This is a genomic window from Paenibacillus melissococcoides, assembly GCA_944800085.1.
GTDB lineage: Bacteria > Bacillota > Bacilli > Paenibacillales > Paenibacillaceae > Paenibacillus_B > Paenibacillus_B melissococcoides.
This window is the reverse complement of record CALYLO010000005.1, coordinates 458591-481646: the sequence shown is the minus strand read 5'-3', so window position 1 is coordinate 481646 and position 23056 is coordinate 458591. Positions and strand designations below refer to the sequence as shown.

Below are 23056 nucleotides of genomic sequence, written 5' to 3'. Positions count from 1 at the left end.
ATCCTTTTCTCATAGCAGCGCTTATCTCTCCGTTGAGAGCGAACGCGCTGCTTCTTGTATTCTCTGGATGTCAGTTTGCTTGACAAGGCTGATGCAGCATGTCAAAGTAGAAGATATGCACCAGTGTATGGAGGGTACAAGATGAATATGGATAAATTAATCGCACGCATCAATGAGCTGGCCCGCAAGCATAAGAGCGTAGGGCTCAACTCGGAGGAACTTGCGGAACGGGCCGCGCTAAGAGAGCAATACCTTGTATTGTTCCGGCAGCAGGTACGCAACAAGTTGGACAGCATTCGCTATGTGGAAGACGAAGAGGGCGGACAGAACAATCAATCGGGAAGCAATACTCATTAGAGTGTTCAGCATACAGGAGGTCTGGATGGAATGTCGCGTAGTTGGGAACGTCAAGTACGGCGCAACAGCGCTCAGTTGAACAAGCAACGCAAAAAGCAGGGCAAGCCGGGGATTACTTCCCATACGGTTTCGTTCGATGAATTCAAGGGCCGGAATTTTATTCTTCCTTTGATATTGACCGGGTTCACGATCATTTATGCGCTGCTTGGCAGTGTCGGCACGAACCTGCCGTCCCCGACGCTATACTGGATAACTGTTATTTGTTATCTGGCATTGGCATTGATGCTGTTTTTGCGGCGGCCTTTTTTACGGGTCACGAAAGACGAACTAAGCACGACAAAATGGAATCGGCTGCGTACGCTCAAAGTGGAAGACATCAAGAAAATAACGTATCAGCCGGGCTTCATCGTGATTGAAAAGAACGGCAAAGGCTCGAACTGGGTATTTTCACGCATGATGAACCGCTATGATATCGAAGCGATGCATGCGCGGCTGCAGCAGTTCGCTGCTCAGAATCGCATAACGTACGAAGAGAATTCGAAAACAGACAAGAACGGCAAGTCCAATGAGACGGAGCAGTCGGACAAAGTCGTCTTCGTGAAGCCGAAGAAGTAGTTTTGCCGGAGTGAGACAAGGGGGAGACGCAATGGCCATTCGTGCCGTATTATTCGATCTGGATGACACGCTCCTGTGGGATGAGCGGTGTGTGGAGGAAGCCTTTGCCGCCGTGTGCCAATATGCACACGCGAAAGCGGGGGTTAATGCGGAACAATTGGAGACGGAAGTGCGGAACGCTGCAAGATCTTTATATGAAAGCTATGAAACCTACGCCTTCACGACCAACATTGGCATCAATCCGTTCGAGGCATTGTGGGGGCGCTTTACCGGGGGAGAGCATGAGCAATTCCGCAGCCTCCAGCAGCTGGCGCCGGCTTACCGTACCGCCTCCTGGACGACCGGTCTTCGTCAGTCGGGTTGCGAGGAGGAGTCGTTGGGAGCAGAGCTCGCGGAGCGCTTCATGCGCGAACGGCGGGCGCGTTCTTACGTATATGAGGAGACGTATGATATTTTGCGAACGTTGAAGCCTCATTATCAGTTGCTCCTGTTGACGAACGGGGCTCCGGATTTGCAGCAGGAGAAGCTTGATGGCATCCCGGATATCATTCCGTTCTTCGATCATATCGTCATCTCCGGTTATCATCCGGAAGGGAAGCCTGCGTCAAGCCTGTTCCGCCATGCGATGTCCTTGTTAGGCATCGGACCTGATGAAGGTTTAATGGTTGGGGACAAGCTGACTACAGATATATTAGGGGCCCAGAATGTCGGGATGCATCATGCCTGGATTAATCGCAAGGGCGTGACATTGACCGGCCATATCCGGCCCGAACACCAAATAACCAACTTGATGGAACTGACCGGCGTGATTGAAGCAATAAATCAAGCGGCGCTAAAATAAGCCCATAAATGAAGGAAAGTCTGCCTGAAGGGCGGGCTTTCTTGCTTGATGGGGTTAAACACTGCGGCCACGGCAATGGCTTGAGCCGGCGCTGGTGTGATGAATGTCACATAACCGTCACATAACCGTTCAGGATCTAGCCCGATCGAGTCATATCTTGCGGAGTATTGTTGTTTATAATGAATGCATAGAGAGGTTGGAAATCGCTAAGGAGTGAATGGGCATGATGAAGAAGTTAATGTTGGCGCTGTCGCTTTGCATGATGCTTATTTTCGCTGCAGGCTGCGGAAATGGCAATAGCAATGGCGGCGAGCATGCGGGCCACAATGGATCGGGCGATCATGGCGGGCACGCAGAGCACGGGCAAGATGGGGCGGTACCAGACTTGATTAAAGTAGACCTGCAGGTTCCCGCGGAAGTGAAAGTAAATGAGCCTGTTACGATAACCGCTCGCGTTACGCAGAACGACCAGGCGGTGGATGATGCGGACACAGTGGAGTTCGAATATTGGCTGGAAGGGGAAGAGCAGCACGAGCGGGCCGAGGGATCCTTCACGCAGGATGGTACATATCAATTCGAGCATACGTTTGACAAAGCGGGCGCCTACAATGTGATCTCCCATGTAACGGCACGCGATATGCATTCAATGCCGAAGAAGCAATTCGAAGTCAAATCATAAAGCAGGAAGCCCTGTCATGGCGACAGGGCTTTTTGCGTATTTATTCCACCGTTACGCCTGTTGGAAAGACGAATCCGCATACGGATGGGCGATCCAGCCTTCGGTCTCGATGAACAAGCGAACAGCTACGATTTTGCGGTTGTCCATTAAGGTAAAATAGTGCGGCTTGTTCTCCGGAACGGAGATGACATCGCCGGCCGACAGAATGACATCCATATAGCCGACATCATCGGATCCTTTAATCACAAAGATCCCATTGCCGGCGGTTATCGCTCTAACTTCATCTTCGGTATGGGTATGAACTTGCTCGAATTTTTTCAACAGCTCTTCGATATTCGGCGTCGCGTCGGATAGCGCGATAATATCCCAAGTCCGACACCCTCTGCGCGCTGCCTAGTCACGGATCTCCTCATCGAAGGTATCAAGAATCGCCTGCTTCTCGTCATCCGTCAGCACAAATTTGTCTTGCAGGGAGGCGTATAATTTGTTCGGATTCCACTGCTCATACAGCACGCCTTGCCCCTCCAGGAAATTACGAACATTTTCTTCTCCTGTAATTTTTTCATTCGTGTTTCGGATCCGAATCTCTGCCATACGCCAATCCCTACTTTCATAATCAGAATTATTGTGATTGTATTATAGTACACAGGAAATGAATGGGCAAGAGCCTAGCGAGTGACAAGATCACAAGTCTTTCCTAAACGATGCACTTCTGATAAACTAGGTTCTAAACGTTTGACAGAGGGTGGGCAGAAGGATGAAGAAACCAACATTAGAAGAACGACTTCAAGAACGCATTCTCATTCTCGACGGTGCGATGGGGACGATGATTCAGCAGGCGGATTTATCGCCGGAAGATTTCGGAGGCGAACATTTGGACGGGTGCAACGAAATGCTCGTATTGACTCGTCCCGACGTCATCTCACGAATACACGAACAATACCTTGAAGCCGGGGCAGATATTCTGGAGACGAACACCTTCGGCGCCACCAGCATTGTGCTCGCGGAGTACGATCTCCAAGAACGGGCCCGGGAATTAAATCTCGCAGCCGCGAAGCTGGCGGTAGAGGCAGCGAAGAAGTTCAGTACGCCAGAATGGCCGCGCTATGTGGCCGGAGCGATGGGCCCTACGACAAAAACGCTGTCGGTGACGGGTGGGGTGACCTTCGATCAATTGGTAGACAGCTATTACGAACAGGCGCTGGCGCTTATTGAAGCGGGTGTCGACGCGCTGCTGCTGGAGACGTCTCAAGACACATTGAACGTGAAGGCTGGTTCGGTTGCCATTCAACGCGCAATGGAGACGACGGGGCAGAAGCTGCCGTTAATGATTTCGGGCACGATCGAGCCGATGGGAACGACCCTTGCCGGCCAAAATATTGAATCCTTCTATATATCCCTTGAGCATTTGAATCCGGTGTCGATCGGCTTGAACTGCGCGACCGGGCCGGAATTCATGCGCGATCATTTGCGTTCGCTTGCCGCGATTAGCCGGGCGGCGATTAGCTGTTACCCGAATGCGGGGCTGCCTGACGAGAACGGACATTATCATGAATCCCCGGAATCGCTCGCTCGCAAAATCGCCACCTTCGCCGAGCAGGGCTGGTTGAATATAGCTGGCGGCTGCTGCGGGACGACGCCGGAGCATATTCGAGTGCTCAAAGAAGAATTGGATAAATATGAGCCTCGGCGGCAAGCCGGAAGCCATCCGCCGGCCGTATCCGGGATCGAGACGGTCTACATCGAGAATGAGAGCCGTCCGTACATGGTCGGCGAACGGACGAACGTGCTGGGTTCGCGCAAATTCAAGCGCTTAATCCGGGAAGGCAAGATCGAAGAAGCGGCAGAGATAGCGCGTGCCCAAGTGAAGAACGGAGCTCATGTCATCGATGTGTGTCTCCAGGACCCGGATCGGGATGAAGCGGAATATATGCGCGTATTTTTGCAGGAAGTGGTAAAGATGGTCAAAGTCCCGCTCGTCATTGACACGACGGATCCGGAAGTGTTGGAGCTCGCATTAAAATATACGCAAGGCAAGGCGATTATTAACTCGGTCAACCTGGAGGACGGACTGGAAAAATTCGAGAGCGTCGTTCCGTTAGTGCACCGTTATGGGGCATCGCTCGTGGTCGGTACGATCGATGAGCGCGGGCAGGCGATTACCCGGGAGGATAAGCTGGCGGTCGCGAATCGATCCTATGACATTCTCGTCAATGACTTCGGCATCGAGCCGGAAAATATCATTTTCGATCCGCTGGTATTCCCGGTCGGAACCGGGGATGAGCAATATATCGGCTCGGCGAAGGAAACGATCGAAGGCATCCGCCTCATCAAAGAGGCGCTGCCGCGCTGCCAGTCGATACTCGGCATCAGCAATATATCGTTCGGCTTGCCGGAAGCCGGCCGGGAAGTGTTGAACTCGGTCTTTCTGTATGAATGCACCAAGGCGGGGCTCGACTATGCGATTGTCAATACAGAAAAGCTGGAGCGATATGCCTCCATACCGGACCATGAGCGGAAGCTGTCCGAAGCCCTTCTCTACGACACGAATGATGAGACGCTTGCCGAGTTCGTGGCGGCGTTCCGCAACCGTACGGTAGAGAAAAAGGTGAAGACGAACGATCTTCCATTGGAGGAACGGCTTGCTTCATATATAGTGGAGGGCACGAAGGAAGGACTTATTCCGGATCTGACGCTCGCTCTGGAGAAATATCCGCCGCTTGACATTATTAACGGTCCGCTGATGAAAGGAATGGAAGAGGTAGGCCGCCTGTTCAACAACAATGAGCTGATCGTTGCCGAGGTGCTGCAAAGCGCCGAGGTGATGAAGGCGTCCGTTGCTTTCCTTGAGCCGCATATGGAGAAGAACGAATCGGCGGTCAAAGGGAAAATTTTACTCGCTACCGTAAAGGGCGACGTCCATGATATCGGGAAAAACTTGGTTGAAATCATTCTGTCTAACAACGGCTATGAAATTATTAATCTCGGGATCAAGGTTCCGCCCGAACAGTTGATTGAAGCATACCGTAAAGAAAAGCCGGATGCGATCGGCCTGTCCGGCCTGCTCGTCAAATCGGCCCAACAAATGGTGGTGACCGCGCAAGATCTGCGGAGCGCCGGGATCGATGTGCCGATCATGGTTGGCGGGGCGGCGCTGACGCGCAAATTTACGAAAACCCGGATTATTCCGGAATATGACGGCCTAGTCCTCTATGCGAAGGATGCGATGGAAGGGCTGGATCTGGCGAACAAGCTGATGAATGCCGAAGAACGGCAGCTCCTCGTAGACGAGCTGCGCGCGCATAAGGAGCGGCTGGCGAAGGAAGAGGAAGTGGAGCAGAAGCTGCCGAAGCTGACCCGTGCGGTCCGCTCGGCGATCAAGGAAGCGCCGGTCCATCTTCCTCCAGATTTGGATCGTCACGTGCTGCGCAGCATTCCTGTGCCGCAAGTCATTCCGTACGTCAATATGCAGATGCTGCTCGGGCATCATCTCGGCATGCGCGGGTCTGTCGAGCAGCGCTTGAAGGAGCGCGATCCGAAGACGGTCGAACTGAAGGAGACCGTGGACCGGATTTTGCATGAGGAAGCGGAGAGCGGCGTGCTGCAGGCGAACGCGATGTACCGTTTCTTCTCGGCCCAGTCGGAAGGGGACTCCATTCATATCTATAATCCGGAGCGGCAGGATGAAGTGCTGCATACCTTCACGTTCCCGCGGCAGCAGGTCGAGCCTTTTATGTGTCTGGCCGATTTCCTGCGCTCGAAGGAGAGCGGCGTTATGGATTACGTCGGCTTCCTGGTCGTAACGGCCGGGAAAGGAGTCCGCGAGCGTTCAGATGAATTCAAGCAGCAGGGAGAGTATTTGCGTTCACACGCGCTGCAGTCGGTAGCGCTGGAGCTGGCGGAAGGTCTGGCTGAGCGGATTCATCATATGATGCGGGAAGTGTGGGGGATCCCTGATCCCGCCGAGATGACGATGAAGGAACGGTTCGGCGCCAGATACCAGGGCATTCGGGTGTCGTTCGGTTACCCGGCCTGTCCGAACTTGGAGGATCAGGAGCCGCTGTTCCGCCTTATGCAGCCGGAGGATATTGGCGTACACTTGACGGAAGGCTTCATGATGGAGCCGGAAGCCTCTGTTACCGCGATGGTGTTCGCTCATCCGCAAGCAACATACTTCAATGTGGATAAGGCCTAACAAGGCTGTCAGAATAATAGATCCAAAATAACAACTCCGCGCCTCCGCACCGCTTCCTCTATTGGCAGGTGCGGAGGTTTTGTTTTTGTGGGAGCAAGGGCAGAATCGAACGAAGCGCAGTTGGGTATAGCTTACTACGAATGCACTATCAGTAACCGAAATTATTTTATATCATTAAGTAAAGGGGGAGACAGGGCTATGGATCTTTATTTTCTCGGCACCGGGGCCGGCATGCCGACTACCCGGCGCAATGTAAGCAGCCTCGTGCTGCGCTTGCAAGAAGAACGGGGAACGTTCTGGATGTTCGATTGCGGAGAAGGGACGCAGCATCAAGTTCTGCGTTCTCCATTGAAGCTGGGCAAGTGCGAATTCATCTTTATAACGCATTTGCATGGAGATCATTTGTTCGGGCTGCCGGGGCTGTTGTCCAGCAGAGCGTATCAAGGCGGTGTGGATCCGTTGACCGTGTTCGGGCCGGCAGGGCTGAGCGAGTTTATGGAGACCGCGTTTCGAGTGAGTGATACTCATTTGCCCTATGAGCTGCAAATCCAGGAGATCGAGCCGGGCGAGATCTGGTCCGATGACAGCTTCCGCGTCACCGCGCTGCCGCTGGATCACCGTGTGCCTTCCTATGGCTATCGGATTCAGGAGCTTGCCCGCCCGGGCAAGCTGCGCATCGAGGTGCTCGAGCGGATGGGCATCGAACCCGGTCCGGTCTACGGGAAGCTGAAGCGCGGGGAGGATGTCATGCTGCCAGACGGGCGTTGCATTGCCGCAGCGGCTGTCGCGGGAGAACCGATACCGGGGAAAGCGATCGCGATATTAGGCGATACGCGGCCATGCGAGAACGCGGTACGGTTGGCGGAAGGGGCGGATGTCCTTGTTCATGAAGCTACGTTCATGGAGGATAAACGCAGCAATGCGCATGAGTACGGCCACAGCACTGCCGCGGATGCAGCCGCCATCGCCCTGAAGGCCGGCGCTGGCAAGCTGGTGCTCACCCACTTCAGCTCGCGCTATAAAGAGGAGGAAACGCTGGCCCGTTTGCTGGCTGAGGCGAGGGCTATCTTTTCCTCCACTGTGCTCGCCGACGACCTGCTCGCTATACCGCTGGCGATGGAAACGGAGCAATAGCCTGGAGCAACTACCCGTTGGCAAGCTCGTGTCCGGGTCGCCAACCGGACGGCGGAAGCCGGCCAAGCGGGCCGATTATTTTCCGGGAAAGCGCACAAGTTGACAAAGGATGCGTCTTCCGAGGCGGTACGAGGGAAAGGGATGGGAATTCGACGCCACTCGACGCGGCGTTCCGTCGAAAATGGACGGATCATTCTAAGATCCGGCCTTGCAAGCGGAGTGGCGGTTCTTTACAATGGATCAAAGTTGAGTATTTCCCCGCAAGCTGTCGTCAGCGAAGGCCGGGAAGAAGGAAAGGTGGAATCCTCCATGCAGAAGCTTGGTTTCTCTATAGTCGGGTTCGGCACGATTGCCAAAACCCATATGATCGCACTGAGAACGCTGCCGATTGTGAAGCCGCTGCCTGTGGAGCTGTCTCTCCACGCGTTGGTCACGAGACGGCCCGAGGAAGTGGGCGATCAGGCACGGCGCATCGGATTTGCCCATATTACGAATTCGTTGGAAGAGGCGGTTCAGATCGAGGGTTCCGATGCGGTAAGCATCTGTACGCCGAATGCGCTGCACGCGGAGCAGGTCAGAACCGCCGTTGCCTACCGGCAGGCTGTATATTGCGAGAAGCCGGTAACGGACAATGCGCAGGCGACGAAACAATTGGTAGAGGAGATACCTGCACAACACCCGCAGCAGCTCGCCTTTGTCTTTCGTTATCATCCGGCTGTCATGCGCATCCGGGCCTGGCTGGAAGCGGGAATTGTCGGCGATGTCCTGCAATGCAAAATCGCTTATCTGCGCTCCGGATATTTGAGCGAATCGAGGCCTTTCAGCTGGAGGCTGAGCGACTCGCTGTCCGGCGGAGGAGCTATTACGGATATCGGCGTGCACGCGCTTGATCTGATCCGGCACTGGTTCGGCGATTTCGCGAGGGTGGATGGCCATGTACATACGTTTGTGCCGGAGCGGCCGAAGACGGCCGGCTCGGAAGAGCGCGTCCCTGTCCATGTCGATGATTGGGCCGTCATGACCTATAAGACAGAGAGCGGTATCCACGGCATGGTGGAAGTGTCCCGGATTGCTTATGGCGCTGATGCGTTCCGGATCGACATCGTCGGTACGAAGGGAAGCATCACATGCGACCTGGAACGGGATAAGATGCCGTCCCTGCACTTATTGACCGGACAACAGCCTGCGCTCCCTGAACCGGACAGCCTGTACCTGCTTCCGGACGAAAAGGCGACGATGGGCGTCTTTCAGGACAGCCACTTTGCGGCGCTTCATCATTTCATTTTGCGATTGTCCGGGGATGAACGCTGGTCGGATATCGTTCCGACCTTGGCGGACGGCAATGCGGTGGAGCAGTGGGTGGATCATGTCATCCGCACCGACCGGGAGCGGCAGGCCTAGCCGTGTCTGCTTACGGCATGCGGCAGAAAGGAATGGGGAAGCATCATGATGAAGACAAATTGGTATGCATGCATCGATCTGGATGGAACGATGTATCACGGTTCGACGATGATTGAAGGCGCGGATGCGCTGATCTTGACATTGCAGCAGCTCCAAATTCCGTATCAGTTCGTGACAAATAACTCATCGCGCACGCCGGAGGAAGTCGCGGATATGCTGAACGGGCTCGGAATCCATGCGAAAAGTCAGGATGTGCTCACGTCGGCGCAAGCTGCTGCATCGTATATTTTGAAAAAATTTCCGGGCCGCCGCGTCTTTATGATCGGGGAAAGAGGCCTGGAGCAAGCGTTGACGGATGCCGGCGTTCAATGGACGGACGATGAGGAGGCCGTATGGAATGAAGAGGTCGATATCGTCGTCCAGGGAATTGACCGGAGCTTGAGCTATGCGAAGCTGGAAGCGGCTGCAGCAGCAGTCCGCAAGGGGGCGCTCTCGATTCTGACGAATCCGGATCTGATGCTTCCTTCCGACCGGGGATTCTCCCCTGGAGCCGGCTCGATCGGGGCTGCGATCCAGGCGGCCTCGGGGGTTGAACCCGTCGTGATCGGCAAACCGAGCCGCATCATTATGGACGCCGCTCTGGAACGGCTGGGCTGCCGCGCGGAGGAAGCCATCGTCATCGGCGATAATATGATGACTGACATGATGGCGGGCCAGCAGGCGGGCTGCCGAACGGCGCTTGTCTTGACAGGCATTACGACGGCGGCCAACCGCATGGATTATCAGAAGCGCTCGGGAGTCAATCCCGATATCATATGCGAGACGCTGGAGGAAATGCGTCAGTGGTTCCTGGAACAAGCGCATAATAACGAATAAGCGCTATTAACGCCATTAATTTATAGACATAGGAAGGAAGATGCTCGATGCCGGGAATTCCCGAGATCGAAGGTTACCGGAAACGGCTGGATCAGGATACGGTAGGCCAGCGGATCCGCAGATTGGATATGCAGCGTCCAGCCGGGCTGAACGTGGAAATGGAACGTATTCACGATTTGGCTCTTGGCCGACAAATTTTATTTGTGGAACGAAGAGGAACAGATCTTATTTTTCATCTGGATAATGGCCAGCGTCTGGTACTGCGGTTGGGTCAGGAGGATGAGCTTCATATTGACAGGCTCGAAGCCGGTTCGGAGGAAGATGAACCGCAAGCGGCCGCAAGCGCCAGCAAGTCGGCATTTTCGCTGCGTGTGGATAGCATGACTGTGACCGTGCACAAGTCGCGGTCGCTTCAGCTCTTGCTGCTGTCGGCGAAGGAGCTGGATCAACAGCAGCGGGAGCAGGGGCCTGACCCGTTGTCCCGCCACTTGACGGCGGAGCGGTTCCGCCAACGGTTCGCGAAGCGGCGGTCGACTTTGAAGGCGGCCTTGATGAATCCCGCTCTGCTAGCCGGAATTGACAGCCGGTATGCGGATAACATCGCGTTTGCTGCCGGACTTCGCCCGTCTGTGCGGGTTGATCAGTTGAAGGAAGGAGAGCTTGACCGGTTGTATCTATCCATGATTCATGTGCTTCAGGAAGCGATCGAGCGGCAGGATAGGAGCGAAGCGGCAGCTGACGGCAGCGGAGCTTCACTCGAATGGGGAATCGCCGGCAAGACAGGGGAGCCTTGCCCGCGCTGCGGCACGCCGATTGAAGAAATGCTGATCCAACGGAAGCCTGCTTATTACTGTCCGCAGTGCCAGCCGCTGCCGCCAGCGGATGAATCCTAATCTCCCGGGGAGGGGAGAGGGCAGCTTCGCGCTGCAATACGGTTGTCATTTATCGCTGCGGGGCGGCTACAGCCATGCTGCGCGTGACGCCGTACGATTGCAGGAGGCGTTCGGCCTTGGCTGTTATCAATATTTCAGCAAGAACCCGAGGGGCTTGTCCGTCAAGCAAGGTTACGAGGACGAGGCGGAGGCGGCTCGGGAGCTATGTGAACGGCACGGGATTCGCACGGTCGTTCATACGCCGTATCCGACGAATTTGGCGGTGGATGCCGAGCAGACGCCAGAGCGTTTCCAAGCGACGGTTCAATCGCTGTTGAATGATTTGATGATCGCGGAAGCTTGCGGCTCAATCGGAGCCGTCGTCCATTTCGGCATGTTCAAAGGCAAGGACGGCGGGGATCAGCTTTTGCTGCGCACCTACGGGAATATTATTCGCACGATTGACACGGTGCTTGCCGTCTGGAACGGACGAGCCCTGCTACTGCTGGAGAATCAGGCGGGCAGCCATGGCGGCCTTGGAGTGACGCTGGAGGAGCTTGTCCAGATCAGACAGTTAAGCCGGTATTCGGATAAAATCGGCTATTGCTTCGATACATGCCATGCGTTCGTCAGCGGCTTATGGGATCCGTCCAAGACCGATGAATTGGTCGCCAAGGGGCATGAGCTCGGTTATTGGCGGCATATGCAGGTCATTCATTTGAACGATTCAAGAGAAGCCTATGCTTCGCGCCAGGATCGGCACGCCAATCTGGGAGACGGGCATATCGGCATTGAGGAGTTGGCCCGATTGGCCATGGCTGAAGGGATCCGCGGCAAGCCGCTCATTTTGGAGACGCCGGGAAGTAGCCAATACGGACATGTACCCGAGTGGAACAGGCTGAAGGAGGCAGTTCGGGCCGACAAGAAATGATTTATTAGGTGAAGGGAAAGAGGGAATGCGATGATTCATGTCTACCTGGACGACTGGCGGCGCTGTCCGGACGGATTCGTGCTGGCGCGGAATATGGAGGAATGTCTGCTGCTTCTGGAAGAGGAGCGGGTCGGTATTTTATCGCTGGATCATGATCTGGGGCCGGACGAGCCGACAGGAACGGAGCTTGTGTTGGAAATGGTGCGCCGCGGGCTCTATCCGGAGGAGGAAATCTATCTCCATACTTCGTGCCCGGAAGGGAGACAACGGATGTACCAGCAGCTCTATAAGCATAAGCCGGACTCCGTGAAGCTTCATAACGGGCCCATGGGCTGGGATACGCTGGAGCGGGTTAGGATGGAGAAGCAGTGAAGCCGCTTCGCGGTCAAGAACTGCAGGCATTTATGCCAGGTCGTCCGGCCGCGGCTGCGGGAAGACCGCATGCCCTCTATGTATACAGCCCCTTTTGCGGGACGTGCCGGCTTGCTGAATGGATGCTGGCTCTATTGGAGCAGTCGTATCCGCAGCTCGCCATCGGTTCGGTCAATGTGCTGGAAGCTGCCGAGCTGGTGCAGGCGCATCGCATCGAGAGCGTCCCTTGCCTTCTGCTATGGGGAGATGAGGCGCCGGAACGGGAGAACCGGCCCGAGAAAATATATGCATTTCATTCGGTAACGTATATGTTTGAACGATTGAAAGGCGGGGGATTGCTGTGATACAGCTAGAACAAATCAGGTTCCAGAGAGAAGAGCGAACCATTTTAAATGACGTCAACTGGAGCGTCAACCCGGGCGAGCACTGGGTTCTTCTCGGACGGAACGGATCCGGGAAGACGACGCTGCTTGAACTGATAACCGCCTACCAATTTCCTTCAAGCGGAACCGTCCGCGTGCTCGGTCATACATATGGTCAGTGCGACGTGAGAGAAGTCAGACAGCGGATCGGCTATATCAGCCAATCGCTCGTCGAGAAATTAACGCTGCGCGACCCGGTGTGGGAAGTGGTGGCGACCGGCGCCTTTGCTTGGCTGCGCTTTTACCAGGAGATTCCGAACGAAGTGAAGGACCGGGCTCATCAATTGCTGGAGGAATTTCAGCTCGGCCGTCTGGCGGATCAGCTGCTTGCCGTCTGCTCGCAAGGGGAGCGCAAGAAGATTATGCTTGCCCGCGCGCTGATGGGCGATCCCGAACTGCTTATTATGGATGAGCCTTGCTCGGGCCTCGACATTTATGAGCGGGAGAAGCTGCTTCAAGATATGGCGCTGCTCTCGGGGCGCGATCTCGGGATTGTCTATGTGACGCATCATTCGGAGGAAATTATCCCGTTATTCACGCATGTCGCGCTGCTGCATGAGGGGCGGATGATTGCATCAGGACCGAAGCGCGAGGTGATGACTCCGGAGCTGCTCTCGGAGACCTTCGATATGGGCGTCCAGGTAGACTGGACGAATGATCGCCCATGGATACGGGTGCCTTGAACGGGTGCCGCGAGCCACGTCATTTTGAAATGATATACCCTGAAATGATGTTCGAATAACGCGATTGATTCGCAACAAAGCTGGAGGTTTGCCCACGTGGAATCCGTACAAGAATTGATTCTGGAGTCACATTATACACCGTCATCCCATTGGATTGTCACCTCCAATCACGGTTATATCTCGTATGCGCAGGAGGAGCTGCGCAGAAGCTTCGGCCAGTTGAAGAGCCGCATGCTCGTTCCCGGCGAAATGGCCTTGATGGAGCTTCCAGCCGGTTCCGCTGAAGCGATGGAACGCTGGCAGCAGGAGCCGCCGATCTTCGGCCGGCATATTCAGCCGGTGCACCTGGCGGTCAAGCGCGCAGAGGGGCTGACGAGCGGTCCGGCGCAACAACTGGAGGCGATGTGCGCCTCGTGGCTGGAGCGGTTGAGCGCATGCACCGGTCTCCAAGCCGGCGGCGGCACGCGGGTCGCTGTCCATATTCGGTCTGGCGGCGCTCGTACAGAGGAAGACAAGGCGGTCCGGGAAGCGTTCCTCTCTCTAATCGAACGGCTTGGAGGAGAGGCGGTGCTGGCCGAACCGGACGTTATCGTTTCCATCGTGATTGGCGAGGAGGCAATCTATGCCGGCATGATGACTCCCGGGGAAGCGGGTTCTGACTGGCCGGGCGGAGCGATGCGGTTCCAGAGGGAGGAAGGGCAAATCTCCCGCGCCAAGTTCAAGCTGCTGGAAGCGGAACGGACATTCGGCCTCGATTACTCGGCTTATCGGCATGCGCTGGATGTCGGCGCCGCGCCGGGAGGCTGGACAAGCCTCTTGCTGGAGCGGGGTGTGCATGTTACCGCGATTGACCCGGCCAATATGCATCCTAGCTTGCTGGGTCATCCGCGGCTGACATATGTGAAGCGGAATGCTGCGGATGTCCCGGTGGAGCCGAACGAGTTCGATCTGCTCGTCTGCGATATGAGCTGGAGCCCCAAAGCGACGGCGGAGATGGTTATCCGATTGCTGGACGGGGTGATTGCGGGAGGAACGATTCTCGTCACCGTAAAATTGATGCACAAAAAGCCGCTGCAGACGATACGCGATGTGACTGCGATGTATGCCGAGCATGCCCAAATCATCGGGGCGAAGCAGTTGTTCCACAATCGGGACGAGATAACGCTTTATATGATGAAATCTTAACGATATTAATTTTTCGGCGGCATGACCTTTTTCAAAATAAGGCTGGACAAGCCGTCGCAAATTCGATACACTAGCATCAAAACATAGCGTGCACACAGGGAAGCACCCTGATTACGAACGATGGTTCGTTTTCAGGGTGCTTTTTTGCGTTGTCTTGGGGGGATTGCATTGCCGGAACATGGATATGGCCTGCAGCCGGGTCAACTGCTGCACGGCAGGTACCGCATTGTCCGATTGCTTGGAAAAGGAGGAATGAGCTCCGTCTATTTGGCGGAAGACGAGAGGCTCGCCCGGAAGCTGTGGGCGATTAAGGTTTCTAAGCCCGCGGCCCGGGATATGGAGCGGCTCGTGCATGAAGCAAGACTGCTGACGGCTTTGCGCCATCCGCATCTCCCTCTCATTGTTGACTTTTATCCGCCCGACGCGTCGGGAAGGGCGTATCTCGTCATGGAATATATCGAGGGGGCGACGTTGGGAGAACGAATGCGGGAGCGGCCGATTTCTTTCGCCGAAGCGATCGGGTACGCGGGGCCGATTTGCGAAGCCTTGTCTTATTTACACAGCCGGCACCCGCCCATCGTGTTTCGCGATATGAAGCCGTCGAACATTATGCTGACCCGGCAGGGCCAAGTGAAGCTGATTGATTTCGGAATCGCCCGCAATGTCGATGCAGACAAGGAGGACGATACGGTGAAGCTGGGCACGGTCGGGTTCGCCGCGCCGGAGCAGTACGACGGCAAGCAGAGCGATGCCCGCACGGATCTGTACGGGCTAGGCGCTCTGCTGACCCATATGATGTCGGCCGGCCGCTGGAAGGGAGAGGTTCCGCTTCCGCCGCAATGTTTGGCCGATGACGTTCCGGCGGACTTCTTTCCGGTCCTCGTCAAGCTGCTGGCCGCCCATCCCGATCATCGCTATCAGTCGGCGCAGGAACTGCTTGAAGTCTTAAGGCCGTTCGCCGCGGGGAACGCCAGCTCTTCTTTGGATGAGTCGAACGCTCCTCTTACTGCAGCCGGAAGGACCGGAAGGCTAGGCGCGGGAGTCGTGATTGCTTTTCGCGGCACCTCCTCCGGAATAGGAGCGACGCATGCGGCGCTCATGTGCGCGTATCACCTGACGGCCGGGAAATGGGGCAGGGCGGCCTATGTCGATGCTCGTGAAGAGGCGGACGGTCCGGTCATTCGCGCATTGGAGGCGGATTATGAAGGCGAGGAGCCCGATGCGATGGCGAACAATCGAATACGCCGGAAGCCGGCGGGAGATACTGCCGCAGGAATCCGGCTGCATGGCGTGACCTGTTACCGCTGGACGCAGAGCAATCTGCTGCCGTATTTACTTGGCCGGTACGAATATGTCGTGCTTGATATGAGTGCGGGCGCGACGGGATACCGTGCAGAGGAGTTCGAACGGGCCCAGATTCCGGTGCTTGTCGGCAGCGCGGTTCCCTGGCGCCGGGAAGAGCTGCGCGAAGCGGTCCGAAGGTTAGAGGCCAATCAATGCACGCACTGGTACGCGGCCATTGCGCATGCGGATGCCTATCCTGTCTGGCGGCCTCCTTGGATTCGCGGGCAGTGCAGAGGCGTGATGAAGCTGCCTTATCAGCCGAATCCGTTCGAGTGGAGCGAGGACGCACTGCGATGGACGGAAGAGCTTATAGGGGCGGGGCGAACCGGCCGGGGCTGGCTGAATCGGCTCGGGCGATGGATGAAGGTGAAGAAACTTGGCAAAGGAGAGGTGTAAGTTGAGAAGATGGACACGGAGAAGCAAGCAAATGGCGTGGTCCGCACTGTGCGGCGCGGCGGCGGCAGGCCTCTTGTTCTGGTTCTGCCTGTGGTGGTCCGACCGCCACTTATTTGCGCTGCGATCATCTGTAGAAGCCGAGTATAAGCAGGAAATCGCCCGGCTGGAGCGGCTGGCTTCGGAACGGCGGAAGCGGCAGGCGGGAATATGGGTGTTCGAGCGGCCGCTCCAGGCCGGGACCCGAATCAGCATGGCCGATCTGAAGAGAGAGGAGATCGCGGAATCGGCTGCGCCGGCCGGCCGGGTGCAGGATGCCAGCGACGCCATCGGGAAAGTGCTGAAAATCGACGTATCGGCAAAAACTCCGGTCCTTGCCTCGCTGATGTATGAAGAGGGGCGGCTGGCGGATGATATGCGCTGGGTGGAGACGGCGGTCATCCAACTGCCGCTGCGGCTGAGCAAGCGCGACGCGATTGATGTGCGCATCCGCTTCCCGGATGGTCAAGACTATGTCATCCTGTCCCGCAAGGCGATTCATGATCTGCAGGAGCCTGTCGTCTGGCTGCAGATGGATGAGCGGGAACGATTGTCGTTCTCCAGCGCCTGCGTGGACGCTTATTTGCACGGAGGGCAGATTTACGCCCTGCAGTATATCGAGCCTCATCTGCAACAGGATGCGGCAGTCAACTATCCGCCCAATGAGCAGGTTCTGAAGCTGATGCAATCGAACCCGAATATCGTGAAGCAGGCCAATACGGCGCTAATGAGCCGTCTTCGTCAACAAATGGAAAAGACATGGGCCGACAAAGCCCGCGAGGGGGATGCTCACGGCGTGACAAGAATGAGCCCTGAGCAAGGGACGCAGGCCGCCCGTTATCCTGTTTCTGCCCAGGCCGCCGAAGCGTCTCCACTGACGGGAAGAGCGCCGGAGGCGGTAAGGGATTCTCCGTTCGTCGGTCCGAAGGGCGGCGCGTCCGCAGAACCGTTAGCCCAGGATACGCAGCGGCCATGGCCTGGTACGGTTCCCGAAGGCGCTGGAACTGAGAAGGACCCGGCTGGACGGCCTGCGGAGCCGATGCATCCGGATGAAGCCGATCATTTCATTCCGGCGGAAGCCTCGCAGCGAGGGTCAGGCGGATCCGGAAAACAGGCAGAAGATGCGGCGCATCATAAATCGATCTTTTCCGAGCCTGACCGCTGATAGCGGCAGAAGTGGGAGTGAAGAAGAGGGGGAATACGATTGACCAGCGCGGTATTTATCGGAAGCGTGGATAAGAGCGAACATCTCTTTGCGGTATGCACATTGCTGGCCCGGCTGGAGCGCAAGGTGCTGCTTATTGACGGGACCCGGGCGCAATGGAGCACGTACCGGGTTGCCGGCCCGGATCCGTCCATGAATCTGAACAACTGGAATGGCTTCGATGTATTGACCGGATGCTCGAATTGGATGGACGCGTTCCGGATGCTGGAGCGGGAAGATGAAGCGCCGCCGAGCTATGATGATCTCCTCGTCGATACGGACTCAGCCGCATTTTTTGCTCCCGCGCAATGGGCGGAAGCGGATTGCCGCTTCCTCTGCCAGACTGCAGAGCGATATCATATCGCGAAGAATAAAGAGTGGCTGGCTGCCTTTCAGCGCCATCAGGAAGGGGAGCCGCTCGCATTCATTCCGGTGCTGTTCCGTTCTGTGGAGCCGGAGTCCGAGCTGGCATTTGTGAAGGAACTTTATCATTCCGGATTCGAGCAGCGCTGGTCGGAGGCCGCAGTAGTCATTCCCGAAGACGAACGGGATTGGGCGGCGAAGATGGAGCAGGAGCAGGCGGGAACGCTCCGTCTTCAGGCCTTTGCGCCCGGGACGAAAAAAGCATGGCGCAAGCTGACGGAGCAGATTGCGGGTCCGCTCGGGGACAAAGAATGGAGAAGATGCCTCAAGGCCAAGACGAAAGGACGGTAATGGAAATATGCCGCTATGCAAGCATTGGATGGTACGTTCGGCGGGACGGGGAATGTGCGGAGGCACCTCATTAACGGCATGCTTGGGCATAACGCTCGCCTGGCGCTGCCAACTGCGCGTGCTCCTCATTCATGCAGAGCAGCGGGGAAGGGGGCTGGAGGCGCTCCTGCCGAAGCCGGAGGCGGCGTCTTCGATCCGCTATCGCGCCACTCCGAACGGTTGGAGCCATTTGCTTCGCATGATGGAGCACCAGCAAGCGGAGGATGATATGTTCACTTCCTTCACAGCTCCCATCATGCGCAATCTCGATATTATGCCGGGCTTCGACGCCGACCATAATCGATCGCCTGGAGGTGCCAACCTTCGCCAATGGATACCGAGGATCATGAAGCTGGCGGAGAAGCGGTATGACATCGTGCTGTGGGACCCGGGGGGAGAAAATGGTCATATGGCGCAGGCTGTTGGGGCGTTGGTCCATGGGACGCTGGTCGTCGCCAGCCAGCAGCGGTCTTCGCTGGAGGCCGCGTTCAGCGATGGGGGATCTCCTGCCTCCGCCTATATATTAGGCATGTATGATGACGATATCCGGCAAAATGAGGTTCGGATTCGCCGCCAATACAGGCCGATGGCGCCGCTGTTCATTATTCCGTACTCCGCCGGCTACCGCAACGCCGCAGACGAGGGCAAGCTGCTCGCCTGGTATATTCAGCAGCTCATGAAGCCGCAGCGGAACCGGCGGAATGGATTCGCCGATCATCACAACAAGCTGGCGGATTGGCTGATGTCGGAGTCAGGCGCGATAGCGCGTTCCGGGTCAGGGAAAGCGGGGTGAGCACATGTTCTGGAACGGGATACTCATCGCGGCTATTGCCGCGGGCACGCTTGCCGCATTGACGCTGCGCCTGCGCGGCAGGGGAAGAGAGTCGGCCAATGCGGGCAAGCGGCAGGATTGGACGTGGGAAAAGCTGGACGCCGCCGTGAAGCAGTATTTTATATCTTGGACCTCCGATATTCTGATGGATCTGCATGCGAATGAAGAGGATTTCAGGCGCGAGACGGCGCGGAGGCTGGCGCTCAAAAAAGCGCTGAAAGCATGCAGCAGCGGCGAGCCTGCGGCAAAGGAATATATAAAAGAGTGGATAATCGATATTATCGAACAGCATATCAAGCTCGCGGCTGATGAGCTGGACCGGCTTATCTCATTTAACCGCCCGGATTTGCTGACAGTGCAGGACAAGTTCGACCTGCTCCTGTATGCGTACAAGCAGCGATACGGGTACGGCGCATTGGATGTGCTGATACGGACGTATAAATGGGATGAATTAAGAGCTCATTCGTCTGCCGATGACGAGTCAGCCTATGTCGTCACGGGCGAGGATGTCGACGCGGCGTTTCGGGTGGAGGAATTGAACTTTTCGCGTCGCGATCGGATTCGGATTGTAGCTCAGCGGCTGTATCAGCGGTATAAAGGATTCTCGGTCATTGATGAGATGCGCGATATGGGCATTGACGGCGTATCCGGCGGCATTAACGGAATCCCTGACGTGTTGGCCGGCTCGCCGTACGCCGATATGGTGCAGGCGGAATCGGGGGACAAGGAGGATATCCGGGCCTGCGACAGCGTGTGGATTTTTTATAAAGGGAAATCGATTCGGTTTGCGTTTCTTTCTTTTGGCAGCGAAGCGGAACTGCGAAGAGTGTGCCACAACATATATAAATATCAATCGCCCGGCCCGCTGACCGAAGCGGACGGCTACCGGGTCAATCATATGAAGGATGGCTCGCGGGTTGTCGTTCTTCGCCCGCCGTTTGCGGAATCATGGTGCTTCTTCATCCGCAAATTCGACACGAGCCGCGTCACGCTTCCGCAGCTGATTACGGACAAGAACGCGGAGCTGCCGATCGCTCTGCTTACCTATTTAATGAAAGGGGCCCGCGTGACGGCCGTTACCGGGGCGCAAGGATCGGGAAAGACGACGCTATTGATGGCGCTTGTCCAATCCATCTATCCGTTCTATCCGCTTCGCGTGCAGGAGCAGGCTTTCGAGCTCCATTTGCGGCGCCTGTATCCGCAGCGGAATATTGTCTCGCTTCGGGAGACCGAGCGCATTTCCGGCCAGGCCGGGCTGGACGTGCAGAAGAAAACGGACGGCACGGTGCATATACTCGGTGAAGTCGCTACCGATCCGGTAGCGGCCTGGATGATTCAAATGGCGCAGGTTGCAAGCTTGTTCACCGTCTTCACGCACCATGCGAAAACGTTCCCGGACCTTATTTTCGCGCTTCGCAATTCGCTGCTTAAAAGCGGGATGTTCCATAATGAGGCGATTGCGGAGCAGCAGGTTAGCGGCGTTCTCCATTTTGATGTGCATCTGGCCCGGGATGCGGACGGCAAACGGTATATCGAGCGGATAACGGAGTGCATTCCGGTGGCGGAGCCGGAGCCGGGGGACGTGCCGCCGGCCGTGGAGAGCGGGAGTTCAGGAATATCCTGGGAACGATACATCCTGTCCTCGGAGAAGCTGCATCGCCGGCTTGGCCGCACGCGCGCATTCGAATATCGCAATATCGTCGAATACCGGCAAGGGCGGTACTGCTTGGTTCATCCGCTTTCCGCTCGGCAGGCGGAAGCAATGGAACGGGAAATGACAGCCAAGGACAAGCGGAGGTTCCGCGAATGGCTGCGCAAGGAAGGAGGGATGACGCTTGCCGGTTAGTACGGTGCTGGTGGCGCTGGCCGCCTTGTCGCTAGCCGTCGGTATTCTGCTCTGGCGAATCAGCCGGAGGCTTGAAGCTGAGCAAGCCCATATTTTCCCCCGGCAAAGCGAGTCTTGGGGGGCACATATCCAAGCGGCATGGCATGCCGCGCTGCAGCGCTTCTATGTAATCGCTGTAAAGACGCCGCTGTTGAAGGGACGGGCCCGTTCAATCCGGCAGCGGCTAAGCCCATTCTATTCGTATGATGAATGGCTGCTGCGCCGGAAAACGGCAGCCGTCTTGCTCGGCAGTGCCGTGACGGCTGCGCTGGCGGCAATCGTATTCCTGTCGTTCGATCAGGATGTGCTGTCTTGGCTTATGCTTCTGCTCGTATTGAGCGTCGCGGAAGGGCTATACCGGGATGCGTCTGTCCAGCGCGCGGAACGCAAGCTGCTGAAGATCGGGGCCGAGGCCTTCGCCAGTGTGAGGCAAGCCTATCATCGCCATCGCATGGTCGATGCGGCGATCGCCGAGGCGGCGGACGGCGGGCACCCGATGCTGCAGTCTCATATGAAGCGAATGCTCGCCATGATGGAGGAGCAGCAGCCGGAAGCGGCTCTGGCCGCATATGAAGAGGCGGCACCGAACCGTTACTTCAAGCTGTTCGCCGGCTTGTCGCGCTTCATAGTCGAATACGGGGATCCGCCTCAGCGGCAAGGTTCCTCCTATCTTCAAGGCATCTCGATGCTCGTGAGGGAGATGCATCTGGAATTGACGATGCGTTCCCGGCTGGACTATTTGCTGAGCGGGCTGCAGGCGATTGCGGTCGCGCCGGTATTGTTCGCTGACCCGCTCTCCCGCTGGGCGAAGGCCTATTTCCCGCTAATGGAGCAGTTTTATGAGAGCAAGCTCGGCTGGCTGCTTCAACTGGCGGTGTTCCTTACGGTCTTTATCTGCCATAGGCTGCTGCTTCAACTGCATTGGCGATCAGGCCGAACTGAAGCCGAAGCCCGGCGGACATGGGAGCGCCGCCTCTGGACCCGCCCTGCCGTCCAGCGTCTCGTGCGCCGTTTGATGGCCCGCACGCCGCCCGCAGCGATCCGCCGGATTCAGCGGCTGCTGAGAGAAGCGAACGATAACATGCCGGTGGATCGATTCTATGCCCGGCGCTGGACCTTGGCTGCGGTTGTGCTGTGCTGCGGCGTCTGTCTGCTGTTCCTGCTGCAGTCGACCGCGGCTTCCGGGGCGTGGAATCAACTGCAGCGGCAGATGACGGCGCTCGGACTGGAGCTGCAGCCTGTGTCAGGCAGCAGCGCCGCTGGGCTATCGCCGGAAGCACTTGAGACATGGAAGGGACAACTCCTTGCTCAGCCTTCGGCGGGCAGCGAATGGAAATCCAAGCAGGCAGCCAGCTACTTTGCCGATTATGCCGATCGGGTGCAAGGAAGCCGCATTCAGTGGTGGGAGGTGCTGCTGGTCCTTGCCGCCAGTCTTGCCGCCTATGCCTGCCCGGTCGTCTTTCTTCATCTCCGGATCCGGCTGCAGCATATCGACATGAGGACGGAGATTAGCCAATTCCAGTCGCTGACCTTGCTGATGAGAGCCTTCGACCGCATGACGGCTGAACAGATCGTGGGCTGGATGGGGCGCAGCTCGATATACTTCAGGAAGCCGCTGCACGCATGCCTCATGAATTGGGAGAGCGGGGCCGAGGAGGCGCTGCGGCAGTTGAAGCGGGATGCTCCTTATCCCGACTTTGTCCGCTTCGTCGAAAAAATCGAATTGGCCTTCGATCTGATTCCGCTTCATCAAGCCTTCGATGACGTAGAGCAGGACTGGCTTTATGAGCAAGAAATGATAAAGCAGCATTATGAAAAGAGCATCGATGCCAAAGCGGTATGGGGACAATGGTTCGGATTCGCGCCGATGTATGCGCTCGTGTTTTTATATTTGGTCATCCCGCTCGTCTGGATGAGCGCGGAGCAAATGCGCTCGTCTTTTGACCAAATTCGCCAGCTGTAGGTTGCGGCCAGGAGAGCGGCCCGCCTATAGCAAGGCATGCCAATCAGCATTTACCTAGAACAAAAATCGGGAAAAGGTGC

General features: G+C 56.7%; 20 protein-coding genes and 1 pseudogene. 20 read left to right on the top strand and 1 reads right to left on the bottom strand.

The features are described 5' to 3' along the window. Positions 1 to 141: 141 nt before the first annotated feature. The 4 genes from OCY70_RS20095 (at position 142) to OCY70_RS20080 (ending at position 2492) form a co-directional block, all read left to right on the top strand. Complete coding sequence (locus OCY70_RS20095) at positions 142 to 357, top strand: DUF896 domain-containing protein (protein WP_213429366.1); 216 nt, start codon at positions 142 to 144, stop codon at positions 355 to 357. A gap of 30 nt (positions 358 to 387) precedes the next feature. Continuing rightward, positions 388 to 972 carry a methyltransferase gene (locus tag OCY70_RS20090; protein WP_213429367.1) on the top strand — a complete coding sequence of 195 codons (585 nt, stop codon included), beginning with the start codon at positions 388 to 390 and terminating at the stop codon, positions 970 to 972. A gap of 31 nt (positions 973 to 1003) precedes the next feature. After that, positions 1004 to 1813 carry an HAD family hydrolase gene (locus OCY70_RS20085; RefSeq protein WP_213429368.1) on the top strand — a complete coding sequence of 270 codons (810 nt, stop codon included), beginning with the start codon at positions 1004 to 1006 and terminating at the stop codon, positions 1811 to 1813. 223 nt (positions 1814 to 2036) lie between these two features. Then, positions 2037 to 2492, top strand: coding sequence for a FixH family protein (locus OCY70_RS20080; RefSeq protein ID WP_213429369.1), 456 nt, complete (start codon positions 2037 to 2039; stop codon positions 2490 to 2492). Positions 2493 to 2543: 51 nt separating this feature from the next. On the opposite strand, the pseudogene OCY70_RS20075 reads toward OCY70_RS20080, so the two are convergent. Next, positions 2544 to 3086: pseudogene (locus OCY70_RS20075) on the bottom strand (cupin domain-containing protein). 163 nt (positions 3087 to 3249) lie between these two features. Between OCY70_RS20075 and metH the strand changes: the two are divergent. The 16 genes from metH (at position 3250) to OCY70_RS19995 (ending at position 22976) form a co-directional block, all read left to right on the top strand. Beyond that, positions 3250 to 6687: a methionine synthase gene (gene metH, locus OCY70_RS20070; RefSeq protein ID WP_261945120.1), complete on the top strand. Its 3438-nt coding sequence runs from the start codon at positions 3250 to 3252 to the stop codon at positions 6685 to 6687. 198 nt (positions 6688 to 6885) lie between these two features. Continuing rightward, a complete protein-coding gene (gene rnz / locus OCY70_RS20065) occupies positions 6886 to 7821 on the top strand; it encodes a ribonuclease Z (RefSeq protein WP_213429371.1) in 936 nt (311 codons plus the stop codon). A gap of 141 nt (positions 7822 to 7962) precedes the next feature. Continuing rightward, positions 7963 to 9222: a Gfo/Idh/MocA family protein gene (locus OCY70_RS20060; RefSeq protein WP_306433954.1), complete on the top strand. Its 1260-nt coding sequence runs from the start codon at positions 7963 to 7965 to the stop codon at positions 9220 to 9222. Between the two features lie 45 nt (positions 9223 to 9267). Further along, positions 9268 to 10098: a TIGR01457 family HAD-type hydrolase gene (locus OCY70_RS20055; RefSeq protein ID WP_213429372.1), complete on the top strand. Its 831-nt coding sequence runs from the start codon at positions 9268 to 9270 to the stop codon at positions 10096 to 10098. Positions 10099 to 10145: 47 nt separating this feature from the next. Next, positions 10146 to 10991: a DNA-formamidopyrimidine glycosylase family protein gene (locus OCY70_RS20050; RefSeq protein WP_213429373.1), complete on the top strand. Its 846-nt coding sequence runs from the start codon at positions 10146 to 10148 to the stop codon at positions 10989 to 10991. Further along, entirely contained in the window at positions 10981 to 11901 is a 921-nt protein-coding gene (locus OCY70_RS20045; RefSeq protein WP_213429374.1) for a deoxyribonuclease IV, read from the top strand. Before OCY70_RS20050 ends, OCY70_RS20045 begins: the two co-directional genes overlap by 11 nt. Before the next feature lie 30 nt (positions 11902 to 11931). After that, complete coding sequence (locus OCY70_RS20040) at positions 11932 to 12273, top strand: cyclic-phosphate processing receiver domain-containing protein (protein WP_213429375.1); 342 nt, start codon at positions 11932 to 11934, stop codon at positions 12271 to 12273. After that, positions 12270 to 12617 carry a thioredoxin family protein gene (locus OCY70_RS20035; protein WP_261945119.1) on the top strand — a complete coding sequence of 116 codons (348 nt, stop codon included), beginning with the start codon at positions 12270 to 12272 and terminating at the stop codon, positions 12615 to 12617. Before OCY70_RS20040 ends, OCY70_RS20035 begins: the two co-directional genes overlap by 4 nt. Next, the gene (locus OCY70_RS20030; protein ID WP_213429377.1) at positions 12614 to 13378 is read left to right on the top strand and encodes an ABC transporter ATP-binding protein; all 765 of its coding nucleotides are present in this window, start codon (positions 12614 to 12616) and stop codon (positions 13376 to 13378) included. Before OCY70_RS20035 ends, OCY70_RS20030 begins: the two co-directional genes overlap by 4 nt. 96 nt (positions 13379 to 13474) lie before the next feature. Next, a complete protein-coding gene (locus OCY70_RS20025; protein ID WP_213429378.1) occupies positions 13475 to 14563 on the top strand; it encodes an SAM-dependent methyltransferase in 1089 nt (362 codons plus the stop codon). 168 nt (positions 14564 to 14731) lie between these two features. Beyond that, complete coding sequence (locus OCY70_RS20020; RefSeq protein ID WP_249725375.1) at positions 14732 to 16303, top strand: serine/threonine protein kinase; 1572 nt, start codon at positions 14732 to 14734, stop codon at positions 16301 to 16303. Between the two features lies 1 nt (position 16304). Beyond that, positions 16305 to 17504 (top strand): SAF domain-containing protein, encoded by a 1200-nt coding sequence (locus tag OCY70_RS20015; protein ID WP_249725377.1) that lies wholly within the window; start codon positions 16305 to 16307, stop codon positions 17502 to 17504. Positions 17505 to 17543: 39 nt separating this feature from the next. Beyond that, the gene (locus OCY70_RS20010; protein ID WP_213429380.1) at positions 17544 to 18257 is read left to right on the top strand and encodes a carbon monoxide dehydrogenase maturation protein; all 714 of its coding nucleotides are present in this window, start codon (positions 17544 to 17546) and stop codon (positions 18255 to 18257) included. Between the two features lie 7 nt (positions 18258 to 18264). Next, entirely contained in the window at positions 18265 to 19089 is an 825-nt protein-coding gene (locus OCY70_RS20005; protein ID WP_249725378.1) for an ABC transporter permease, read from the top strand. Positions 19090 to 19093: 4 nt separating this feature from the next. After that, entirely contained in the window at positions 19094 to 20974 is a 1881-nt protein-coding gene (locus OCY70_RS20000) for an ATPase, T2SS/T4P/T4SS family (RefSeq protein ID WP_213429381.1), read from the top strand. Beyond that, positions 20964 to 22976, top strand: coding sequence for a GTPase SAR1 (locus OCY70_RS19995; protein ID WP_213429382.1), 2013 nt, complete (start codon positions 20964 to 20966; stop codon positions 22974 to 22976). Before OCY70_RS20000 ends, OCY70_RS19995 begins: the two co-directional genes overlap by 11 nt. The last annotated feature ends 80 nt before the right edge of the window (positions 22977 to 23056 follow it).

Bases quoted from the DNA above. Each gene is read 5' to 3' on its own strand.
- OCY70_RS20095 (WP_213429366.1), top strand. From the start codon at position 142: ATGAATATGGATAAATTAATCGCACGCATCAATGAGCTGGCCCGCAAG.
- OCY70_RS20090 (WP_213429367.1), top strand. From the start codon at position 388: ATGTCGCGTAGTTGGGAACGTCAAGTACGGCGCAACAGCGCTCAGTTG.
- OCY70_RS20085 (WP_213429368.1), top strand. From the start codon at position 1,004: ATGGCCATTCGTGCCGTATTATTCGATCTGGATGACACGCTCCTGTGG.
- OCY70_RS20080 (WP_213429369.1), top strand. From the start codon at position 2,037: ATGATGAAGAAGTTAATGTTGGCGCTGTCGCTTTGCATGATGCTTATT.
- metH (WP_261945120.1), top strand. From the start codon at position 3,250: ATGAAGAAACCAACATTAGAAGAACGACTTCAAGAACGCATTCTCATT.
- rnz (WP_213429371.1), top strand. From the start codon at position 6,886: ATGGATCTTTATTTTCTCGGCACCGGGGCCGGCATGCCGACTACCCGG.
- OCY70_RS20060 (WP_306433954.1), top strand. From the start codon at position 7,963: ATGGGAATTCGACGCCACTCGACGCGGCGTTCCGTCGAAAATGGACGG.
- OCY70_RS20055 (WP_213429372.1), top strand. From the start codon at position 9,268: ATGATGAAGACAAATTGGTATGCATGCATCGATCTGGATGGAACGATG.
- OCY70_RS20050 (WP_213429373.1), top strand. From the start codon at position 10,146: ATGCCGGGAATTCCCGAGATCGAAGGTTACCGGAAACGGCTGGATCAG.
- OCY70_RS20045 (WP_213429374.1), top strand. From the start codon at position 10,981: ATGAATCCTAATCTCCCGGGGAGGGGAGAGGGCAGCTTCGCGCTGCAA.
- OCY70_RS20040 (WP_213429375.1), top strand. From the start codon at position 11,932: ATGATTCATGTCTACCTGGACGACTGGCGGCGCTGTCCGGACGGATTC.
- OCY70_RS20005 (WP_249725378.1), top strand. From the start codon at position 18,265: ATGCCGCTATGCAAGCATTGGATGGTACGTTCGGCGGGACGGGGAATG.
- OCY70_RS20000 (WP_213429381.1), top strand. From the start codon at position 19,094: ATGTTCTGGAACGGGATACTCATCGCGGCTATTGCCGCGGGCACGCTT.